This window comes from Pseudomonas fluorescens (assembly GCF_001902145.1).
GTDB lineage: Bacteria > Pseudomonadota > Gammaproteobacteria > Pseudomonadales > Pseudomonadaceae > Aquipseudomonas > Aquipseudomonas fluorescens_BV.
In genome coordinates, this window is the sequence record NZ_MRST01000024.1 from 52,102 (window position 1) to 73,229 (window position 21,128).

The 21,128-nt window shown below is 58.1% G+C and carries 12 protein-coding genes and 1 pseudogene; all 13 read left to right on the forward strand.

Translation table 11 applies throughout. The features are described 5' to 3' along the window. The first annotated feature begins 275 nt into the window (after nt 1-275). The 13 genes and pseudogenes from pgaA to BUE92_RS14240 all read left to right on the forward strand — a co-directional run bounded on the left by pgaA (nt 276) and on the right by BUE92_RS14240 (nt 21,013). Nucleotides 276-2,756 (forward strand): poly-beta-1,6 N-acetyl-D-glucosamine export porin PgaA, encoded by a 2,481-nt coding sequence (gene pgaA / locus BUE92_RS14180; protein WP_073524420.1) that lies wholly within the window; start codon nt 276-278, stop codon nt 2,754-2,756. Between the two features lie 12 nt (nt 2,757-2,768). Next, nucleotides 2,769-4,772, forward strand: a complete 2,004-nt coding sequence (gene pgaB, locus BUE92_RS14185) for a poly-beta-1,6-N-acetyl-D-glucosamine N-deacetylase PgaB (protein ID WP_073524422.1) — start codon at nt 2,769-2,771, stop codon at nt 4,770-4,772. A gap of 2 nt (nt 4,773-4,774) precedes the next feature. Next, a complete protein-coding gene (pgaC, locus tag BUE92_RS14190; protein WP_073524426.1) occupies nt 4,775-6,115 on the forward strand; it encodes a poly-beta-1,6-N-acetyl-D-glucosamine synthase in 1,341 nt (446 codons plus the stop codon). Nucleotides 6,116-6,117: 2 nt separating this feature from the next. Then, nucleotides 6,118-6,600: a poly-beta-1,6-N-acetyl-D-glucosamine biosynthesis protein PgaD gene (gene pgaD / locus BUE92_RS14195; RefSeq protein WP_073524428.1), complete on the forward strand. Its 483-nt coding sequence runs from the start codon at nt 6,118-6,120 to the stop codon at nt 6,598-6,600. Between the two features lie 473 nt (nt 6,601-7,073). Continuing rightward, entirely contained in the window at nt 7,074-8,795 is a 1,722-nt protein-coding gene (locus BUE92_RS14200; protein WP_073524431.1) for a ShlB/FhaC/HecB family hemolysin secretion/activation protein, read from the forward strand. Between the two features lie 30 nt (nt 8,796-8,825). Next, nucleotides 8,826-16,703, forward strand: a complete 7,878-nt coding sequence (locus tag BUE92_RS14205; protein WP_256673964.1) for a two-partner secretion domain-containing protein — start codon at nt 8,826-8,828, stop codon at nt 16,701-16,703. Continuing rightward, nucleotides 16,700-16,978 (forward strand): hypothetical protein, encoded by a 279-nt coding sequence (locus tag BUE92_RS14210; protein ID WP_073524433.1) that lies wholly within the window; start codon nt 16,700-16,702, stop codon nt 16,976-16,978. The genes BUE92_RS14205 and BUE92_RS14210 overlap by 4 nt, the downstream gene beginning before the upstream one ends. A 138-nt stretch (nt 16,979-17,116) precedes the next feature. Next, entirely contained in the window at nt 17,117-17,473 is a 357-nt protein-coding gene (locus BUE92_RS14215; protein ID WP_073524436.1) for a hypothetical protein, read from the forward strand. Nucleotides 17,474-17,707: 234 nt separating this feature from the next. Continuing rightward, nucleotides 17,708-18,289: an imm11 family protein gene (locus tag BUE92_RS14220; RefSeq protein ID WP_256673965.1), complete on the forward strand. Its 582-nt coding sequence runs from the start codon at nt 17,708-17,710 to the stop codon at nt 18,287-18,289. Nucleotides 18,290-18,454: 165 nt separating this feature from the next. After that, a pseudogene (locus tag BUE92_RS28910) lies at nt 18,455-18,995 on the forward strand (DUF637 domain-containing protein); the annotation flags it as partial. 158 nt (nt 18,996-19,153) lie between these two features. Next, nucleotides 19,154-19,825, forward strand: a complete 672-nt coding sequence (locus tag BUE92_RS28915) for a hypothetical protein (RefSeq protein ID WP_256673966.1) — start codon at nt 19,154-19,156, stop codon at nt 19,823-19,825. Next, the gene (locus BUE92_RS14235) at nt 19,798-20,184 is read left to right on the forward strand and encodes an SCO4402 family protein (RefSeq protein WP_081372188.1); all 387 of its coding nucleotides are present in this window, start codon (nt 19,798-19,800) and stop codon (nt 20,182-20,184) included. The genes BUE92_RS28915 and BUE92_RS14235 overlap by 28 nt, the downstream gene beginning before the upstream one ends. A gap of 160 nt (nt 20,185-20,344) precedes the next feature. After that, nucleotides 20,345-21,013 carry a hypothetical protein gene (locus tag BUE92_RS14240; protein WP_073524444.1) on the forward strand — a complete coding sequence of 223 codons (669 nt, stop codon included), beginning with the start codon at nt 20,345-20,347 and terminating at the stop codon, nt 21,011-21,013. Nucleotides 21,014-21,128 lie beyond the last annotated feature (115 nt).

Below are 21,128 nucleotides of genomic sequence, written 5' to 3' on the forward strand. Positions count from 1 at the left end.
CGGGCTTGCTCGCGAAGACAGAGTGTCAGTCGATGATGTATGAACTGACAGACTGCTTTCGCGAGCAAGCCCGCTCCCACAGTTGTTTCTGCACATGGAAAAAAATCGTGATCATACAATTCTGAACAATTGTTCTGAATTGTACTTCCCCCTACTTCGCTAAGAGATAGTTCCTACAGGAAAGCTAGGTCGGGTCCCGAGACGCCGACACCCTGAAGCGTTTCGCTCAGGACCATCTATCGTTAGGGCTTTCCGTGTGTAAGGAAGCTCACGATATGCTGCGAAACCACTCCTACAGTGCCTCAGGCCGGTTGCGTCTGCTTATCGGGGCCGCCCTGTGCAGCCAATTGCTGGTCCCAGGCCTTGCGTTTGCCGACCCTGCCTACGACGCTCTGATCATCCAGGCCCGCAACGGTCACTTCACGCCGGCGCTGACCCAATTGCGCCAACTCTCCGCCGAGCGCCAGACCCCAGGCCAGGTCAGCGACCACCTGGTGATCGCCGGCTGGGCCGGGCAAGACGCCGAAGTGCTTAAGGTGTACGAAGCGCAAGGCAAGCATCGCAACCTCACCACCCAGGCACTCGCCACGGTGGCGCGTACTTACCGCAATCAAAAACAATGGGCTCAGGCCGAAGCGGTCTATCGCCAGGCGCTGCTGCGTGAACCGAATAATATCGACCTGCAACTGGGCCTGGCCCTGGCCCAGGCCGATGGCGGCAAAGCCAACGAGGCGGTGCAACGCCTGCGCACGCTGGTGGCGGCGCAGCCCAATGACCCCAACCGCCGCATGGCCCTGGGCTATGCGCTGACGCGCGCCGGTTTGAACTACGACGCACTGTTCGAGTTTGACCAGGCCTTCATCCGCGCCGGAGACAAGCCGGAAGTGGCCCGCGAATACATCGTCGCCCTGCAAAAGGCGCGCATGCCGCAGCCAGCACTGCGGCTGTCCGCCCAGCGCCCAGGTTTGGTGGACGCGGTCACCCAGCGCCGCCTGGAAGGCGACCTTGCCGCCGAACGTGTGCGCATGGCCGAGTTCGCCACGCGCAGCGAAAAGGAACGCTACGTCATCGCTGACCGTGCCTTGCAGGATTACGACAAACTGATCAGCCGTTGGACCCCGGACGCCACGGCCCAGGACGACGTCATCCGCTGGCGCATCGACCGCCTGGGCGCGCTCAAGGCGCGGTCGCGTACCGCAGAGGTGATCCGCGAGTACGAAGCCCTCACCGCCAAAGGTGTGCAGTTGCCGACCTACGCCGTGCGCTGGGTGGCCGCGTCCTACCTCGACCAGCGCCTGCCGGAGAAGGCCGCGCCGCTGTATCGCCAGGCGCTGACCGCCGCTGACGCCGACGTAGGTGATCATGTCAAAGACAGCTCTGCGTTGTTCTACGCCTTGTTGGAAAACGACCAGGTGGACGAGGCGCGTGCCGTTGCCACGCAATTGGCCAGCACCGAAAAGCCTCGGGTTGAACTCAAGGGCTTGCCCCTGGGCAACCCTAACGATGAATGGATGGACGCCCAGCAATTGGCGGCCCAGGCCGGTACCTATGGCGCTGACCTGAATGCCAGCGAACAGGCGCTGGAAAACCTGGGCAGCAAAGCGCCCGGCAGCATCGGCGTGCGTTTGGCGCAGGCGGAAATGTACCGAGCCCGTGATTGGCCAAGGCGTGCAGAAGACTCTCTCAAGGAAGCCGAAAACCAGAGCCCCCGCGACATTGGCGTAGAAATGTCCCAAGGCTTCACCGCGTTGGACCTGCAGGAATGGCGTCAACTCGACCTGCTCACCGACGACGTCGTCGCCCGCGCCCCGGAAAACCGCCAGGTACAGCGCCTCAAACGCTTGCGTGACGTGCACGACATGGCCGAAGTGCGGGTGGAAGCCTACACCGGCAAAAGCTTCGGTGGCGGCAACAATCAAGAGGCCGGCGCGGTGTCGGGTAGCCGTGACTGGGGCATAGAAAGCGTGATCTATACCCCGCCCATCGACGAGGACTGGCGGCTGTTCGCGGGTGTCGGTTATGGCACCGCTGACTTTGCCGAAGGCACTGGCCATCACCGTTTCCAGCGTGTAGGCGTGGAGCGGCGTACTCGCGACATGACCATCGAAGCCGAAGTGTCCAACCATTCTTATGGCGATGGCGCCAAGCAAGGCGCAAGCGTGTCGATTGCCCGCGACATCAACGACCACTGGCAGTACGGCGCCAGCCTTGGCTACCTCCTCAACAGCACGCCGCTGCGCGCGTTGAATGACGGGGTCACGGCCAACGGCGGCAGTGGGTTTATCCGCTGGCGCGCCAACGAAAGCCGCGAGTGGAAACTGGCGATCAGCCCGTCCCATTTCAGCGATGGCAACGACCGTGTCGAAGCCCTGCTGACGGGCCGCGAAGGCATCTACAGCTCGCCCAAGGTGCAGGTGGAGTTAGGCCTGGAGGTGGGCGCCAGCCGCAACAGCAAGGAAGACACGATCTACTTCAACCCCAAGTCCGACTTCAGCGTATTGCCCACCGTCAACGTCAACCATGTGCTCTATCACCGCTACGAAACCCAGTGGAGTCAGCAGTTCCAGCTTGGTGCGGGTACTTATAGCCAGAAAGATTATTCCACCGGCGGCGTCGGCTTGATCGGTTACGGCCAACGCTTTCGCTGGAATGACGTGCTGGAAGCCGGCGCCAACCTCAGCCTGGTCAGCCGACCTTACGACGGCGAGCGCGAACGCGATTTGCGCCTGCTCCTCGACCTCACCTACCGTTTCTAGAAGAGCCTGACCATGACCCTCCTCAGCCGTTGCTTTTTGGTCCTGGGTGTAATGCTGGCCGCCGCCTGCGCCCAGCAACCCGCGCCATTCGTTCCACCTGCCGAGCGGCCGACACTGGCCAGCGAAGCGCCGTGGCCGAAGAACCATTTCCTGGGCATTGCCTACCACGACGTCTCGGATACCGACCCCGACCAGGCCGTGGTGGGGGTGCGCACCGAACGCTTGATCGAGCAGTTGGCCTGGCTGCGGGAGAACGGCTACCAGGCAGTCAGCGTGGACCAGGTTCTCTCCGCGCGTCGCGGTGGGCCGACGTTGCCGCCCAAGGCGGTAATGCTCAGCTTCGACGACGGTTATTCCAGCTTCTACACCCGTGTGATGCCGATTCTGCGGGCCTACAACTGGCCGGCCGTGCTGGCGCCGGTAGGCAGTTGGATCGATACCCCGTTGAACCAACCGGTGGACTTCGCCGGTACGCCACGCCCACGGGGAGACTTCCTGACCTGGCAGCAGATTCGCGAGGTGTCCCGTTCGGGCCTGGTGGAAATCGCCGCCCATACCGACGCCAATCACAAAGGCATACTCGCCAACCCACAGGGCAACCTGGAGCCGGCCGCTACCACACGCCGTTATGACCCGGCGACTCGCAGCTATGAAACCGAAGCGCAATTCCAGGCACGCATGCGCACTGACGTAGCGGCCATCTCCAATAAAATCCGTACTGTCACTGGCAAGGCTCCACGGGTATGGGTGTGGCCGTATGGCGCAGCCGACGGCACCACCCTGGCCGTGGTGGGCGAGCACGGCTATGAGATGGCGCTGACGCTGGACGACGGTTTGGATGATTCCAACAAGCTGATGAGCAGCCCGCGCTTCCTGGTCGCTTCCGACCCGGATGGTGAACACTTCGCCAGCAGCATGGTTTCGGTCCAGGCCAAGGCACCGTTGCGCGTCGTGCATGTGGATCTGGATCACGTCTATGACCCGGACCCGGCTCAACAGGCGCGCAACCTCGACGTGCTGGTGCAACGCGTGGTGGACATGGGCGCGGTCACGGTGTTCCTGCAAGCTTACGCTGACCCCAAGGGCGACGGCCTGGTGCATTCGCTGTATTTTCCGAATCGCCATTTGCCAATGCGTGCCGACCTGTTCAACCGTGTTTCCTGGCAGCTGCATACCCGCGCCCACGCCAGCGTCTTTGCGTGGATGCCGGTGCTCAGTTTCGCCCTCGACGACAAGCTGCCACGCGTCACCCGGTGGGACCCGGAGACGGGCCAGGTTGCTGTCGACCCGGACCAATACAAGCGCCTGTCACCCTTTGACCCCAAAGTGCGGCAGCTCATCGGCGAGATCTACGAAGACCTGGCGCGCACCAGCAACAGTGCCATCGACGGCGTGCTCTATCACGACGATGCGCTGCTGAGCGACTTTGAAGACGCCAGCCCCGCTGCGCTCAAGGCCTACGCTGCCCAGGGCCTGCCGAACAGCATCGCTGCCCTGCGCGCCGACCCGGCCGTGATGCAGCGTTGGACACGCTTCAAGAGCCGCTACCTGATCGACTTCACCAACGAGTTGACCGTGAAGGTGCGCGCCATTCGCGGCCCGCAGGTACTCACCGCGCGCAATCTGTTCGCCGAGCCGATGCTCAACCCTGGCAGCGAAGCCTGGTTCGCGCAGAACCTCGATGATTTCCTCCAGACCTACGACTGGACCGCGCCCATGGCCATGCCGCTGATGGAAGGCGAGTCGTTGAAAAACTCCAATGCCTGGCTGGAAAAACTCGTGGCCACGGTCAAGGCACGTCCCGGCGCATTGGAAAAAACCGTTTTCGAACTGCAAGCCAAAGACTGGCGCACCCAGGCTGCGCCGGATATCAGCGCCGAGCAGCTGGCGCAATGGATGGGCGTGCTCAAACGCCAGGGCGTCACCAGTTTCGGCTACTACCCGGACAACTTCCTGGAAAACTCCCCGGACTTGAAGACCATACGTCCGGCCCTTTCCAACCAGTGGAACCCTTGATCATGTTCGACAGAATCCTGGCTATATTCGTGTTGGCACTGGTACTGGGCTTGCCCCTGGGCCTGATCTTCCTGGTGACCGGGCAGTTCCTGATGGACTTCGTGTTCTTCTACCCGTTGTTCATGTCGGCACTATGGATCGCCGGTGGCCTGTATTTCTGGCTGCACTGGGAACGCCACTGGCTGTGGGAAGAAGACACGCCGGCGCCGACCCTGGCCGGCGAGCCGCTGATCTCGATCATCATTCCTTGCTACAACGAGGGCGATAACGTCGCCGACACCATTGGCGCGGCCCTCGGCCAGGTGTACCCGAACATCGAAGTGATCGCTGTCAACGACGGCTCCAGTGACAACACCGCCGCGGTACTCGATGCCCTGGCGTTGCAACACCCACGCCTGCGCGTGCTGCACCTGGCGCAGAACCAGGGCAAGGCCGTGGCCCTGCGCATGGGCGCCGTGGCCGCCCGCAGCGAATACCTGGTGTGCATCGACGGCGATGCCTTGCTCGACAAGAACGCGGCGGCCTACATGGTCGCGCCGATGCTCGACAACCCACGCCTGGGCGCCGTCACCGGCAACCCGCGCATTCGTACGCGCTCGACCCTGATCGGCCGGGTGCAGGTGGGCGAGTTCTCCTCGATCATCGGTTTGATCAAGCGTACCCAGCGGGTGTTTGGCCGGATCTTCACGGTCTCGGGTGTGGTGGTGGCGTTTCGCAAGAAGGCCCTGGACCGCATTGACTACTGGAGCACCGACATGATCACCGAAGACATCGATGTCAGTTGGAAGCTGCAACTCGATCACTGGGCGATCTTCTACGAGCCGCGCGCGCTGTGCTGGATCCTCATGCCCGAGACCGTCGGCGGCCTGTGGAAACAGCGTCTGCGTTGGGCCCAGGGCGGTGCCGAAGTGCTGTTCAAGAACATCCGTGGCATCTGGCAATGGCGCCACCGCTACCTGTGGCCGCTGCTGTTCGAATACTGCCTGTCCACCGGTTGGGCCTTCACCTTCCTGCTGTCGGTGATCTTCTGGGCCGTGGGTAAATTCGTCACGCTGCCGGCGGCAATCACCGTGGATTCATTGGTGCCGCCCGCGTTCACCGGCCTGGTGTTGGCGATGGTGTGCCTGCTGCAGTTTGCGGTGAGCATCCTGATCGACCGGCGTTACGAAAAAGACCTGTGGAAAACCCTGTTCTGGACCGTGTGGTACCCGATGGTGTTCTGGCTGGTGAGCCTGTTCACGACTCTGGTCAGCTTTCCCAAGGTGTTGTTCAACCAACACCAGAAGCGCGCCCGCTGGGTCAGCCCGGACCGCGGTATCAAACCTGCACAAGAGGAGGCGTGAGCATGAAACTGGTCAGAACTCGCCAAAACACACTGATGTGGATCGTCGATGTGCTGCTGACCCTGCTGGCCTGGGGTGGGTTGATTTGGCTGCTGGCGCGAGGGATCAGCGCCATGCTTGAAACCCACGGCGGCCCGCGCATCGAGGCGCCTATCTTTGCCGCGCTCAACACCTTGCAGGTTTACCTGTGGATCGCGTTGTTCAACGCGGTGATCCTGATCAGCTGGGCGCGCTATCAGCAGCATCGCGGGCGCAAATTCGCCCAGCGCCGCGCCGAGGCCAATGCGCTGAGCGACCAGCACCTGAGTGAAAGTTTCAACTTGGGCGACGGCGACCTCGAACAACTGCGCCGCCCCGGCGTGCTGGTGATTCACAACGATGAAGAGGGCGGCGTCGAAGAAGTGAAATCCCACGTCTCCCGCGACGTCGAACGCCCCGGCCTGACCCTGGTACCCGACGCCGACAAAGACAAAGGCATTGGCTAGACCTTTGTAGGAGCGAGCTTGCTCGCGAGAAACCCGTAGGCGCCGCGTTTTCTTCAGGCAGTACGCGTTATCGTTGACGTTTTTCGCGAGCAAGCTCGCTCCTACAGAGGGCAAGCCCATCAGCCCTTGATGGCAGTGGTTCAACACGTTTACTGGAATTCCGATAAATGGGATCCAATTCACAAAACGCCCGCGAACTTTTCCCCTTTCTCCGGTACTAACCTAACTCGACGAACGCTTGATGGCTAAATAATGGCAATCAAAAAGTCATTCGTCGAATCGCCATCAAAACAGTTGCCACTTGTCGGAATAATCACCGCAAGTGCCCGACTTAAACTTTTTTGATGAAAAATTATTATTAATAATCAACAGGTTAGAAAACTAATCAGTCGAACGGCCCCACGTCGCCCGTTTCTAGGCGAGCTGGAAGTTCGATGTTAGTTTCGCGGCCCTTGATTTTCGATGGATCGAACATGTCTTCGTTATTGCCACGGACCCGGTTACTGCTCTGCACCTTCCTGCTTACTTGCGTGGGCCTGAACAGTGCATCCGCCGCCCCCACGCCCGGCGATCAGGACCTGATCCGCGACCGGCAGAACCGCTTGCTTGAAGAGCAGCAGCGGCGCCTCCAAGAACTCCAAGACCTGCCCGGCAAAGCGGACAAGCCCCAAGCCCCGGCAACCCCTGCCGACACCCGTTGCTTCCCAATCAAAACCATCGAACTCAAAGGCGCCGACAGCCTGCCGGCACCCGATCGCGAGCGCCTGCTCAAGCCCTACATCGGCCAGTGCCTGGGCGTGTCGCAGCTTAATGACCTGCTCAAAACCATCACCGACTATTACCTCGGCAAAGGCCGCGTCACCAGCCGTGCCTACCTGCCGCAGCAAGACCTCTCCACCGGCCATCTGCAAGTGCTGGTGGTGGAGGGCAAGCTCGAAGCCCTGCGCAGCGCCGAAGGCAGCACGGTGACCGACCGCGAGCTGGCCATGGCTTTTCCCGGCAAGGTCGGCGAAGCGCTGAACCTGCGTGAAATCGAGCAACTGGTGGACCAGCTCAACCGCCTGCCGTCCAAACAGGCGCAGATGGAACTCACCCCCGGCCAGCAAGTGGGCGGCAGCGACGTGGTGGTCAAGAACACCGCGCAAAAGCCCTGGCGCGCCAGCCTCTCGCGCAATAACGACGGGCAGAAAAGCACCGGCGAACAGCAATGGGGCGCGGGCCTTGAGTGGGACAGCCCGCTGGGCCTGGGTGACCAACTGATGCTGCGCGGCGGCCACGACGCCATCAGCGACCGCCAGAAAACCTCGAAAAACACCATGCTCTACTACAACGTGCCCTGGGGCTGGTGGAACTTCAGCTACACCTACAGCGAGAGCGACTACCGCACCTACGGCGTGACCGACGGCTTCAAATACAAGCAGGACGGCGACAACCAGAACCACCAACTGCGCGCCGAACGGGTGATCCACCGCGATGACGTGAGCAAGACCTCGGTCAACGTCGGCTTGGCGCATCTGCGCACCAACAACTACATCCTCGACGTGCGCACCGCGCCCAGCAGCAACCGCCTCAGCGAACTGCAACTGGGCGTCAACCACGGTCGGCGCATCGGCAGTGCCTTCGTCAACCTGGACCTGGACATGCAAAGCGGCATCGGCCTGCTCGACGCCCAGTCTCAAGACGAGCGTGACCCGCTCGGTCGGCGTCAGCCCAATTCGCGCTACCGCAAATACACCGCCACCGTCAGCTACCTGCAACCGTTCAGCCTGTGGGGCGAGTCGTTCAGCTTCAGCAGTTTGGCCACCGGCCAACGCAGCGAAGACATTCTGTTTTCGCCCCAGCGCATGAGCCTCGGCGGCTCGGCCTCGGTGCGCGGTTTCAAGGACCAGTTGCTGACCGGCGACAGCGGCGGCTACTGGCGCAACGAAGTGCGCTGGGCACGCCCGGTGACCCTCGACTGGATGCGCCCGGCCTTCGCCGAATACGGCGCCAGCGTCGGTTATGACCAAGGCGTGATCCGCAACGACCGCTACAACGACAACGTTCACGGACGGGTGTCCAGCAACTCCCTGGAGCTGTTCGCCCGTGGCAAACACGTCAGCACCAGCGTGACCTTTGCTCACTCCTTAGAAAGACCCGGTGTGGTTACCGAGCGCGAAGCACCGATCTACTTCCGCATGGATTTTTTCCTGTAATTCAACGCCCCGCTGCATGAGAGCCTGACAATGGATGTTCGCCAATTCGCCTTCCTGGCCCGCCAACCTTCTGCCGCCCTGAAGCGTCGGGACGCGTTCTTCGGCCTGCCCAAGCGCGGGCTGGCGTTGATCCTTGCCAACGCACTGTTCTGGCAGCCGCTGCTGGCCCAGGCCGAGGGCATTGTGGTCAGTGCGCCGGGCACCACCGTGGGCGCGGCGGGCAATGGCGTGCCGGTGGTGAACATCGCCACCCCCAATGGCGCGGGCCTGTCCCATAACCAGTTCAAGGACTACAACGTCGGCCCCAACGGCGTGATCCTCAACAACGGCAACGGCGCCATGGTTAACACCCAGCTGGGCGGGATCATTGTCGGCAACCCCAACCTCAAGGGCGGCGCGGCGAACGTCATCCTCAACGAAGTCAACGGCGGCAGCCCCAGCCAGTTGCGCGGCTATACCGAAGTGGCGGGGCAGTCGGCCAAGGTCATCGTCGCCAACCCGTACGGCGTGACGTGCAGCGGTTGCGGCTTTATCAACACCCCCAACGTCACCCTCACCACCGGCAAACCGGTGCTTGATGCAAGCGGCCAGTTGCAGCGCTATGAAGTGGATGGCGGCGCCGTGACCATCGACGGCGAAGGCTTGAACGCCAGCAACGTCGAACGCTTCGACATCATCACCCGCTCGGCCAAGATCAACGCACAAATCAACGCCCGCGAACTCAACGTGATCGCCGGGCGCAACGACGTCGATGCGCAAAGCCTGAAAACCACCCCCCGCGCCGATGACGGCAGCGCCAAGCCGGAGCTGGCGATCGACTCCTCGGCCCTGGGCGGCATGTATGCCGGCGCGATCAAACTGGTGGGCACCGAGGCCGGTGTGGGTGTGAAGCTCGACGGCACCCTGGCGGCCAGTGGTGGCGATATTCAGCTCGACGCCAACGGGCGCCTGAGCATGGCGCAAACGGTGGCCACCGGTAGCGTCAAAGTCACCGCGCAAAACATCGACCTCACCGATAAGGTCTACGCCAACGGCAACGTGCAGGTCACCAGCGCCCAGGCTTTAGTCAACCGCAAGAGCATCGCCGCCGGCCAGCGCATCGAGATCAACGCGGCCAGCGTGAACAACCCCGGCATCATCGAAGCCGGCGTCGCCGCTGATAACAGCCGCAACACCACCGGCGATCTGGTGGTGAACGCGCAAACCGTCACCACCAGCGGCAACCTGCTGGCCAGCCGTGCACTGTCGATCACCGCCGCGCAGGCGCTGACCAACCAGGGCGCGATCATCCAGGCCAAGAGCGTCGAGGTCAGCAGCGCCAAACTCACTAACCAGGGCGCCAGCGCCCGCCTGTTCGGTGAGCAGAGCCTGGCGATCAACTCGCCGGCCATCGTCAACCTTGGCGGCTTGATCCGCTTCGGCGAAGGCCAGGCCGCCACGCTCAACAGCGCGTCCCTGGACAACCGCCAGGGCCGTATCGAAATGGCCGGTGGCAGCCTGGTGCTCACCAGCGCCAACCTGAACAACAGCGGCGGGCAAGTCATCGCCAACGACCTGACCGTCAACGCCGGCAACCTGAACAACCAGAACGGCGTGCTGGTGGCCAAGACCGCCACCGTCACTGCCAGCAACCTCGACAACAGCCTCAAGGGTTTGATCCAGGCTGACGGTGGCGCGCTCAACCTCGCCGTTACCAACACCTTCAATAACAGTCAGGGGTTCGCCCAGGCCAGCACCGATCTGAACGTTACGGCCGGCACCCTCAGCAGCAACGCAGGCGGCGTACTGAGCGCCGACACCGGCAAGCTCACCCTCACCGCCGCGCAACAGCTCAACAACGCCCAGGGCCGCTTGCAGGCCGGGCAGGGCGATATCGAACTGCACGCCGCGAGCCTTGATAACCAGAGCGGCACGATCGTCGGCAAGCAACTGCTGATCGACGTGGCCGGTGGCAATATCGACAACCGCGCCGGGCGCGTGTTGGGCGACCACCTCGACGTACGCGCCTCCGGCCTCGACAACCGCAACGCCGGCCTGCTCGCCGGTGGCGCCCAGGGCGTAAGCCTGCTGCTCAAAGGCCCGGGCCAGTTGCTCAACGCCCAGGGCCGCATCCAGAGCGAAGGCCTGCTGCAACTGCAAGGCGAGCGCTTGGACAACAGCGCCGGCATCCTGCTGGGCCAGACCATCGACGTCACCGCGCAGACCTTCAACAACAGCGACAAAGGCGCGCTGGTCAGCGATGGCGGCGACGTGGTGCTCAAGGTCAGCGACCTGCTCACCAATATCGGCGGCCAGATCGATGCGGGCGAACGCAGCGTGCTGGTCAAGCAACTCACCACCCTCAACAACGACGGCGGCACCCTGCGCGGCAAGCGCCTGGACATCGCCGCCCAGCACCTGAACAACGACAACGGCCAGCTGCTGGCCGGCGCCGAAGGCCTGAGCTACAGCGGCCAGGATGTGAGCAACCGCAAGGGCCTGATCCTCAGCGGCGGCGCGCTCACCGAACTGAACACTACCCGCCTGGATAACCAGGGCGGCACTGTGCAGGGCGACAGCCTGACCGTCACCGCCAACAGCGTCGACAACGCCAGCGGCGGCCTGATGGCAAGCCTGGTCGGCAACCTGCAACTGACTGTCGAAGCCCTGGCCAACCGTGGCGGCAAGCTGTTCGGCAAAGAACAAGTGACCGTCAGCGGCGCCACCCTCGACAACAGCGCGGGCGGCCAGATCAGCGGCAATCAGATCAACCTGACCTCACGCGACACCCTCACCAACCAGGGCGGTTTGGTCGAAGCCAACCAGGGCCTGACCCTCACTGGCGGCAACCTCGATAACAGCGCCAACGGCCAACTGCGTGCTCTGGGCGGCGCCAGCAGCCGCGTCAACCTCAGCGGTGCGTTGAACAACCAGAACGGCACCCTCGAATTCGGCAGCCAGGCCTTCAGCCTTGACGCCGCCAGCGTCAACAACCAGAACGGCATGCTGCAACACGCCGGCACCGGCCTGTTCCACCTCAACACCGCCAGTCTCGAAGGCAGCCAGGGCAATATCCAGGGCATGGGCAGCGCCGACTGGGCATTCGGTAAAGTCGACGGCCTGGGCCGCGTGCAACTCAACGATGTGCTCACCTACAAGAGCGACCAAGGGCTGGCCCTCAAGGCCGGCGACCGCATGGCCAGCGCCAAGGGCTTGATCCTCAACGTGGCCAGCCTGGACAACGGCGGCGAACTGCTCAGCGACGGCGACATCAGCATCACCACCGGCGATATCACCAACAGCGGCCGCGTCTCGGCCCTGCAAACACTCACCGTCGCCGCCAACAACCTCAGCCAGAACGGCGGCCGCCTGGCGGCCACCAATACGCGCCTGACCCTGGGCGGCACCCTGGACAACCTCGGTTTCCTCACCGCCCGCCAGCAACTGGACATCGCCGCCGCGCAAATCAACAACCGTGGCACCCTCGGTGCCCAGGGTGCAGTGAACCTCACCGCCGTCAACGGCATCACCAATGCCGCCAACACGCTGCTGTTCAGCGGCGGCGACATGACCTTGCGCAGCAATGGCTTCAGCAACAGCTATGGCGATGTCTACAGCAAAGGCAACCTGAGCTTCGCCGCCCGCGATGGAGGGCGTGCCGTGCTGTTCAGCAACCGCTCCGGCACCGTGGAAAGCGAAGGCTCGATCGGCATCAATGCAGGCTTTATCGAAAACGCCAAAGATGAATTCGAACTCGGGCAAACGCTGACCACCGGCAGCTTGAGCTGGATCTGTGGCCAGCACTGCGGCGAGAGCGACAGCTGGGAACGCGGCGAGATCACCATCTACGAAACGTACCTTGAGGCGGCGACCAAGGACTCGGTCGCGGCGCGCCTGGTGGCTGGCAAAAACATGCTGCTGCAAGGCGACACTGTGCAGAACCGCTACAGCCTGATGGCCGCCAATGGCGACCTGAGCATCACTGCCGGTGACCTGCTCAACCAGGGCGCCGCCACGCGCACGGGCCAGCGCAAGCTTGTCATCGGCACGCCAGGTCACGTCTCCGACGATTTGTTTGAACGCATGCAATATGTCGACGTGCCCGCGTTCAATGCGGCCACCGCGGCCGGGAATTTCGACAAGGCGCGCTTCGAAGAACTCAAAAGCCGCTCACCCAATAGCCTGCCGTTCGCCTACGCAAGTGACGTCACCACCTGGACCAACAACAGCGGCCCCGGCTACGACGCCACCCTGCAAGCGGGCGGCACGGTCAACCTCAACGTCGCCCGCACCCTGCAAAACGGCACGCTGCACAACAACACTCTGGCGCAATTGACTGGCACCCTCGGCGACGACCAGACCGGCATCCCCGTCGGCGGCATCAACATCAACCTGAGCAAACACGCCAACGACCCGAGCGCCCAGGCGCCCGGCAGCGTATTGCCCGTGGTAGGCGTGGCCCCTGGTGGCGGCTTCGTACCCGTGGACTACACCGGCACCGCGTTTGCTCCAGTCGACCCCACCACCTCGCCCACCTTCCAACTGCCCAAGGGCGAGTACGGCCTGTTCGTCAAAAACGCCGACCCCACCAGCCACTACCTGATCGAGACCAACCCCGAATTCACCTCGGTGTCGGGCTTCTTCAGCTCCGACTACATGCTCGGCAAACTCGGCTTCACCGCCGACAACGCCTGGCGCCGCCTCGGTGACGGCCAGTACGAAACCCGCCTGATCCGCGACGCCGTCCTCGCGCAAACCGGCCAACGCTTCCTCGCCGGCGGCCTGTACAGCGACGCCGACCAGTTCCGCTACCTGATGGACAACGGCCTTGCCAGCAAAGACGCCCTGCGCCTGAGCCTGGGCGTGGCCCTCACCGACCAGCAAGTCGGCGCCCTGACCCACGACATCGTGTGGATGGAAAACCGCGTCATCGACGGCCAGACCGTTCTCGTGCCGGTGCTGTACCTGGCCCAGGCCGACTCGCGCAACGTGCGCGGCAACAGCCTCATCCAAGGCCGCGACCTCAACCTGGTCACCGGCGGCGACCTGATCAACGTCGGCACCCTGCGCGCCAGCAACAACCTCTCCGCTATCAGCAGCGGCAGTATCTACACCGGCGGCCTGGTCGAAGCCGGCAACAACCTCAACCTGCTGGCCCAGGACAGCATCCGCAACGCCATGGCCGGCGAAATCCGCGGCAAGCAAGTCAGCCTCACGGCGCTCAAAGGCGACATCACCAACGAAACCACCGCCATCCAGGTACGTGACGGCGCCGGCATGCGCACCCTCACCGACACCAGCGCCGGCACCATCGTCGCCCGCGAAAACCTCGCCATCGACGCCGGGCGCGACCTCACCAACCGAGGCGCACTGGTAGCGGGCAACGACGCTAACTTAACCGCCGGCCGCGACCTCAACCTCATCGCCGCCAGCGACACCAGCGTCAAACACGAAAGCCGCGACGGCGGCGAAAAATCCACCATCACCACCGACGTCAAAAACCTCGCCGCCAGCGTCACGGCAGGCGGCAACCTCAACATGCAGGCCGGGCAAGACGTCAACATCATCGGCAGCAATGCCACCGCCGGCAAAGACCTCAACATCGCCGCCGGCCGCGACCTCAACGTCGCCTCGGTCAGCGACATGCACAACGTCGAGGGCAAGGAAAAGGACGGCAAAAAACGCATCAAGACCTCGGACGACCAGACCACCCAAGTGGCGAGCGTGCTGACGGCGGGTGGGGATTTTGTCAGCCAGGCGGGGCGTAATACCACGATTGTGGCGAGCAGGATCAGTGCGGGGAATGAGGCTTATCTGTATAGCGGGGATAAGTTGAGTTTGTTGGCGGCGCAGAACAGCACGCATACGCTTTACGACATGAAGGAGAAGGGAGGCTGGGGCGCGAAAAAAGCCAAGCGCGACGAAGTCACCCAGACCACCAACGTCGGCACCGAAATCAAAACCGCCGGCAACCTGACGCTGGTCAGCAACGGCGACCAGCGTTACCAGGTCGCCAAGCTCAATAGCGGCAACGACCTGATTCTGAAAAGCGGCGGGGCCATCACCTTCGAAGGCGTGAAGGACTATCACGACGAGAGCCATACCAAGAGCAAAAGCAACATGGCTTGGTTCTCGATGAAGGGCAAAGGCAAGACCGATGAGACCTTGCGTCAGAGTGAGCTGGTAGCACAGGGTCAAACCGTCATCCAGGCCGTCGACGGCTTGAAAATCGACATCAAGCAAGTCGACCAGCAAACCGTCAGCCAGACCATCGACGCGATGGTCAAGGCCGAACCGCAATTGGCCTGGATCAAAGAGGCCGAAAAACGCGGGGATGTGGATTGGCGGCAGGTTAAAGAGCTGCACGACTCGTTCAAATACAGCAATTCGGGCATGGGCCAGGCTGCGATGCTGGCGATCATCATTATCGTCACCGTACTGACGGCAGGGGGCGCGAGTGCTTTGGCAGGTGGTGCCGCAGGGGCGACAGCGGGCTCCGGGACCGCCATGGCCGCCGGCACCGCAGCGACCGCTGCAACGGCAACCACTGCGGCAACCGCAGCCACCGCAGCCGGGTTTGGAAACATGATGGCCACTGCCGCATTGACCTCGCTGGCCAGCACCGGTGCGGTTAGTGTCATAAACAATAAAGGTAATCTTGGTACGGCACTCAAGGACACTTTTAGCAGCGATAGCTTAAAAAATGCCGCTATTGGTGCGATGACAACGGGCGTGCTGAACTACGCGGACAGCAACTGGTTTCAGGGGGCTAGCCCGGCCAATGGTGCGGGGGCGCAAGTAACGACTTCGGGACCGGTGCCAAACCCAGGCTATTCCAGTGAATGGCTCAGTTGGCCTAAAGCGCAAGATACTGTTCTGCGCAGCGGTACACATGCGGTCATCAAAAGCGGCATCTCTACTGCGATCAATGGCGGTAGCTTGAAGGACAATCTGGGATCCGCCTTAGTGTCGGAAGGCTTTGACTTAGCGGCCGCTGTCGGGAACAAGAATCTCGGGGACTTTGCAGATTACATGGAACTGAGCAATGGTTCGGCAGAGAAAGTTTTCCTTCATGCTATTTTGGGTGGCGCGCTGTCTGCCGCCAGGGGCGGTGACTTCAAAACCGGAGCGCTAGCCGGTGCGGCGGCGGAAGGCTTGACTGCTGGGGCAACCGAGAACTTGAGTAAGTATTTGGACTCCCAATTTGCAACGAATGATCAGTTCAAGGTTGGCACCGCCCAGATCATAGGGATTATGGCGGGTGCAACAGTCGATGGTGATCCTGAAACTGCCAGCTGGGTTGCAGGTAATGCTCAGCGTTACAACGACATGCTGCATATTGATGGAGGTTGGGGAGCTGCGTCGGGTAGTTTAGGCGAAAAAATGGTTAAAGACGGCGCCAATGCAAGCGAGGTATCAACGGCAATAAGATCGCAAAATCACGGTGATGGATATGATGGCTGGATGCCCGCCAATGCCCTTGTTCAAGCCTGGTCAATGATGGTTGGGCTTCCACTAGCTGCAGTTGAAGCGCCAGCTGTCGGTGTTGGAAGTTTAGCGATGGGTGGTTTGATTTCTGGCGGTGCGAATTTTAGTTATCAGTTGTCTACAGGGAAATCAATTAATTACACCGATTTATCTATTGCCGGTGGTGTAGGTGCTCTGACTCAAGGGAAAGGATTTTTCCTGACTCAGGGATATGGATTGAGCGGGTCTTATCTAGGCAGCCTGATCAAAGGCGAGGATCCTACATATCCACTTTTGGGCACCGCAGTAGGTGGGTCTGTAGGTTTTATAGGCGGCAAAATCATAACAAACCAATTGAAGCCATATATAGGTGGCTCGTCGGAAATTCTTGGTAATACCATTGGTGGCTACGGCTCTGAAGTTATTAATGGAACTATAAGTGCTGCAGGAGAGAAAAAGTGATCAAGCCAAAGTCAAAGTTGCAGGCATTTACATTGTTGTTGATTTATGTGGTTTTTTTGTTTTTGTTGATGGGGGTTGTTGCGAAGTTCATTGGGTCGTTGGTTAGTTATTTGAAGGTTGGGATTTGGGATTTTGGTTGGGCTGATATTGTAGATCTGTTTCCAGGTGTTTTCGCTTACGCGATTCCTGTTGGTGTGGGGATTTGGATACTGTCATGGTTGAAAACTCGTAAGCAAAGTAAGACTAAAGGTCGAGAGCCAGGTCAAGAAAGTTGAGAAGAAAAACGTTGAGTAAATCTGTCCCCTTTTGTTTGCAGCAATTCGTGATCCTCATGGTAAGCAGTATTTTAGCCCTGTGACTACTTTTGAAAAGAATTTTTCAGGTTGTGTTGTTGTTCCAAAGGGTGCTTTGAAATGAAATTAAGCATTAAGTTTCCCGAGAATTTGTTAACCCAAAGCCTGCTCGAGCAAAGGTTGATTCCTTGCATTTGCAAAATTGCAACGGAGTTTGAAGTTGAATTTTTGGACCCTTTGCCAGAAGCTGTAGGGACCGTTCTGGAGTGGGATCGTGCAGAACTTGAAAAAAGAGCGATAGGTGGGGTAGGTGGGCAATACTCTCACTATGCACACGGTCGGGTGTCGTTAAAAAAAGTTGATACTGATATCTACCAGATATTGGATCTTGAAATATTTTATAGGCTTTTTGGATGGTGCAGCATCTTGGAATATGGCAACTATGCGCCGCCGGGGCAGTTCTGGGATGATGAATAAATTGAAGAAGTGGGGGCTGAGGAAAAGGGACAAGAAAAGAGGGCGGATTTATCTAGATTAGAGTTTAAAGGCTGTCTAGTCCTGAAACAGGTGTAAACCTATATCAGGACTAGACAGTCCCCTTTTTTCGTTGATTCGTGACAAAAACATTGGAAGGGATTAAGTCAGAAGCAGTAATCGTGGGTAGTGAAATTAATAAATGGCTTGCGAAGGACTGAAATGAGATATTACTTAATGCGACAAGATGTAACTGTCTGCGATAGGTGGGTGCTCGGAGATGTACATCATGTAGATAACTGGCATTTCAGTGATCCTCCAGTTAATTTTATGGAGCCAGGCACATATACTCTCGATGTAAAATTCGACGGTAAAGAAGTTGATTATTCCCTCGCTGGATACGCCAGTGTTTCTGTTTTAAGCGAGAGCGCAAAAAATTCGCTCACCGGTTTGCCAGAGGTAAACGAACCTTATCAAAAGGTCGTTTTTGAGCCGGTGAAGATAAACAATAAAGTGGTTTGCCAGAGCTATTTTTTGATGATTATAGAAACGCAAATCGATTGCGTGGATGAAAAGCGCTCGCGCTATAAAAAGTTTGAGGTAGATGATCCTGTTAGGCCAGATATGGCCGGCAACTATCGTGCTTTCTACAATTTAGTGGTTGACCCGGGCAGGGTCGGATCAAGTCATATATTTAGACTTAAAAAATATTTGGGTGCGGTCATAGTAAGTGAAGAAGTGAAACGGCGATTTATGGCGGCTGGTGTTGACGGCGTACTGTTTGATTCTGTTAATGGTGATCAAGAAACCGTTACCTAGTTGGTCAGGTAGTTGGGGGAAGGCAGCGAATTTGTTTAATTCGTGGTGGTAAAGGACGAAAAGGACGAAAAGGGGACAGATTTATTTAGACGAAAAGTGGACAGAGTTATTTAAACTTGTACTGGGATAAGCGTATTAAATAAATCTGTCCCCTTTTGTTGTGATTGGACTGGAACCGAGACAAACACGGCAACAGGGAAAATCACAACGCCAGGAATACTGAATAGCTGGCGGGGTGTCGGCCAATTTGCGGCTAACCAAACGCTGCAAAGTGGCACTTCCATGTTGTTGAGCAAAGCGCTCGGGCAAGGTGGCAGTGCCAGCGATGCGCTTAAAAATGCGTTGTTTAACACTTTGGCGGCTGCCAGTTTCAATTTGTTGGGTAATTACACGAAAAATGTGTTCGCAGATGGTTCGGCACCAAAGGTCGCGATTCATGCCATGGTAGGTGGGCTGTTAGCGGAGGCCACTGGTGGAGACTTCAAAACCGGAGCATTGGCAGCAGGTGCAAGCGAGGCTCTAGTCACTCATCTGGACTCCTTGGTCAAAGGCGACGATGACTTGCTTACGATGAGTTCGCAAATCGTCGGTGTGCTAGCTGCAGCAGCACAAGGGGATGTCGATGCGTCCTAGCTTGAGAAGGGCAGTTGGGTCGCTCAGAACGGAACGCAATACAACTATCTAAATCACAATCAACTTGAAAGAGCCGCCAAGAAAATAGCCGCGTGCACGGATACCTCCTGCATTGAAGACACCACTCGTAAATTTAAGGAGTTAAGTCTTCAGCAGGATATTGAAGCGATAGCGGGCTGTAAGGCTGATCCTTCGACTTGTGCGGCACGGTCGAAAGAAGTCGCCAATACCATGGCAGACCTGAATCCCATCAAAGATATTGTGGAATATGGCTCGCCGAAGGCTCGAGAAGCAGTACAGAACCTCATTAACTCAAACTTTGAATTCCAGGAGATGCTAGCAACAGCGACGACTGAGCACACTGTAGGAGCTATGGTCGATACGCTTAAAGCGAAATGGAACCTTAGTGACGCGCAGGCGCAAGAGATCACTAACGATCTGAAAGTCGCTCTTGCCGTTGGCTTAGGTACAGCTGCTGGTGCCTTGGCATACAAACGTGCGGTAGCTAGTGCAGGGAAAAATGCTCCGACGAAAAATCATAACCCTACGAGTGCGAAGACAGACTCTGAACCAACGCAGAGCGAATTGCCGAAAATTTGGGACGTTCCAGACACTACAATTGCCAAGTTTCCAGATACTTGGGCAGTAACGCCCAATAAGAAAGGAGTAGGGTTTAGATGGCAAGATCCGAAAAATCAAGGCAATGGCGTACGGATAGACAAGGGCGAACCTGATATCAGCCAACCTACGCAGCAAGTGGATCATGTTATTGTGAGGTCCAATGGTCGAGTGATAGGTAGGGACGGAAAGCCTGTTAGTGGATCGATTAAGGAACATGCGGAACAAGTCCATATACCTCTGAGCGAATATAAAAAATGGAAAAGCTGGAACTCTCCGAACTAAAATTCCCTAGTATGAGAGAGGAGCTTATCTCATACTTGAGTGGGTTGTCAGACCTTGACTATCAGTACCGGGCTTGGGTAGAACGGTCATCGCCGGGTTTAGATTATGACGAGTTAAATTACACAGTACATTTTTTATACGATGATACGGGGCTAGCTGAAAACGCTTCCGATTGGATAGGTTTGGTCCTGAAGGATGAAAAAGAAGCAAGGTCCGTTGCAAATGTAGTAAGTGCACTTGATGTGATTTTTGATAAGTATGGTACAGAACTTTCTGACAAAGAATATTTAGAGAAAAAAGAGTGGTCGTGGGTGGTTAACGCATCTAAGGACGCTCTAAGTATTCTGCTTTCAAAATAGAAGAGAGTCGGGCGGGGGAGAGAGAAAAGGAGACGAGAAAAGGCGACAGATTTATTTAAATTAGAGTTTGAGGGCGCATTAAATAAATCTCTCTCCTTTTGTTAATAGATATCCTTAATGAGCAAAATATCAGAAATATTTCTGTAAGGGCGGCACGGTGATGACCACATATAAACTCGAATTTCGACATAGACCTAGTGTTTCAGACTCTATCGAAGAGAGGCATAAAGATTTTTTGACGGCTATAGGAGATTTTGGCGCTCCTTGGAATTTGAAAAACGATGCCCTTGAAGTTTCCCCTATTGGAAGCGAGTTGGTGACCTCGGTGTCATTGGATAAGCTACTTCCAGTCGGCGTTAAAGGTCGAATTTCATATGCTCTGCGAGATCAGAAGTATCTCCAAGATGATGCGCAGTTTGACGATGCGCTATTTATTGAATTTACAGATTCCAAAGTCGACTATTCGTATTTGTTGAAGGTTGTTTTTCCAGCTTATATAAAGGCATTTGGCTCCTATCGCTCAGCTTTACATGATTGGAATGTTACGAGGAGCGATTGGCCTTTAGTGTTGGAAGCTTGTGACGCTACAAAAAAAGACGTTAATGGTAGGGATGGCGTTTTTCGTATAAATGCAGCTAATTATTTCGATAAGGAATTGTGTTTTCGCGCTTTTGGAAAAGAGCCTCGTGAACTTGTTGATTTGTTGAATGGTTATGTAGAAGAAGTGTGTGAGTTTGAAGGCGGGGTTTTGATTGTAATTAGTTATACTCCGCTTTCTGCCGACGAACTACTCAATGAGGGTGATCGACTAAAGAGCTTAGTGGTTTGATTTTTTGTCTGGTCAAATTGGTTGGTGTATTACAGTTTTGATTGGGCTTGGTTGAGTTGGTGTAAAAGTTCTGTTTTGGTGGCTCTTTAACAAAATGGTTTCGTATAAGTCGGCC

Coding starts and splice junctions, on each gene's coding strand:
- BUE92_RS14220 (WP_256673965.1), top strand. CDS start 17,708: ATGCGACAAGATGTAACTGTCTGCGATAGGTGGGTGCTCGGAGATGTA.
- BUE92_RS14240 (WP_073524444.1), top strand. CDS start 20,345: ATGACCACATATAAACTCGAATTTCGACATAGACCTAGTGTTTCAGAC.
- BUE92_RS14235 (WP_081372188.1), top strand. CDS start 19,798: ATGGAAAAGCTGGAACTCTCCGAACTAAAATTCCCTAGTATGAGAGAG.
- BUE92_RS14205 (WP_256673964.1), top strand. CDS start 8,826: ATGGATGTTCGCCAATTCGCCTTCCTGGCCCGCCAACCTTCTGCCGCC.
- BUE92_RS14215 (WP_073524436.1), top strand. CDS start 17,117: ATGAAATTAAGCATTAAGTTTCCCGAGAATTTGTTAACCCAAAGCCTG.
- pgaD (WP_073524428.1), top strand. CDS start 6,118: ATGAAACTGGTCAGAACTCGCCAAAACACACTGATGTGGATCGTCGAT.
- pgaC (WP_073524426.1), top strand. CDS start 4,775: ATGTTCGACAGAATCCTGGCTATATTCGTGTTGGCACTGGTACTGGGC.
- BUE92_RS14200 (WP_073524431.1), top strand. CDS start 7,074: ATGTCTTCGTTATTGCCACGGACCCGGTTACTGCTCTGCACCTTCCTG.
- BUE92_RS28915 (WP_256673966.1), top strand. CDS start 19,154: ATGGCAGACCTGAATCCCATCAAAGATATTGTGGAATATGGCTCGCCG.
- pgaA (WP_073524420.1), top strand. CDS start 276: ATGCTGCGAAACCACTCCTACAGTGCCTCAGGCCGGTTGCGTCTGCTT.
- pgaB (WP_073524422.1), top strand. CDS start 2,769: ATGACCCTCCTCAGCCGTTGCTTTTTGGTCCTGGGTGTAATGCTGGCC.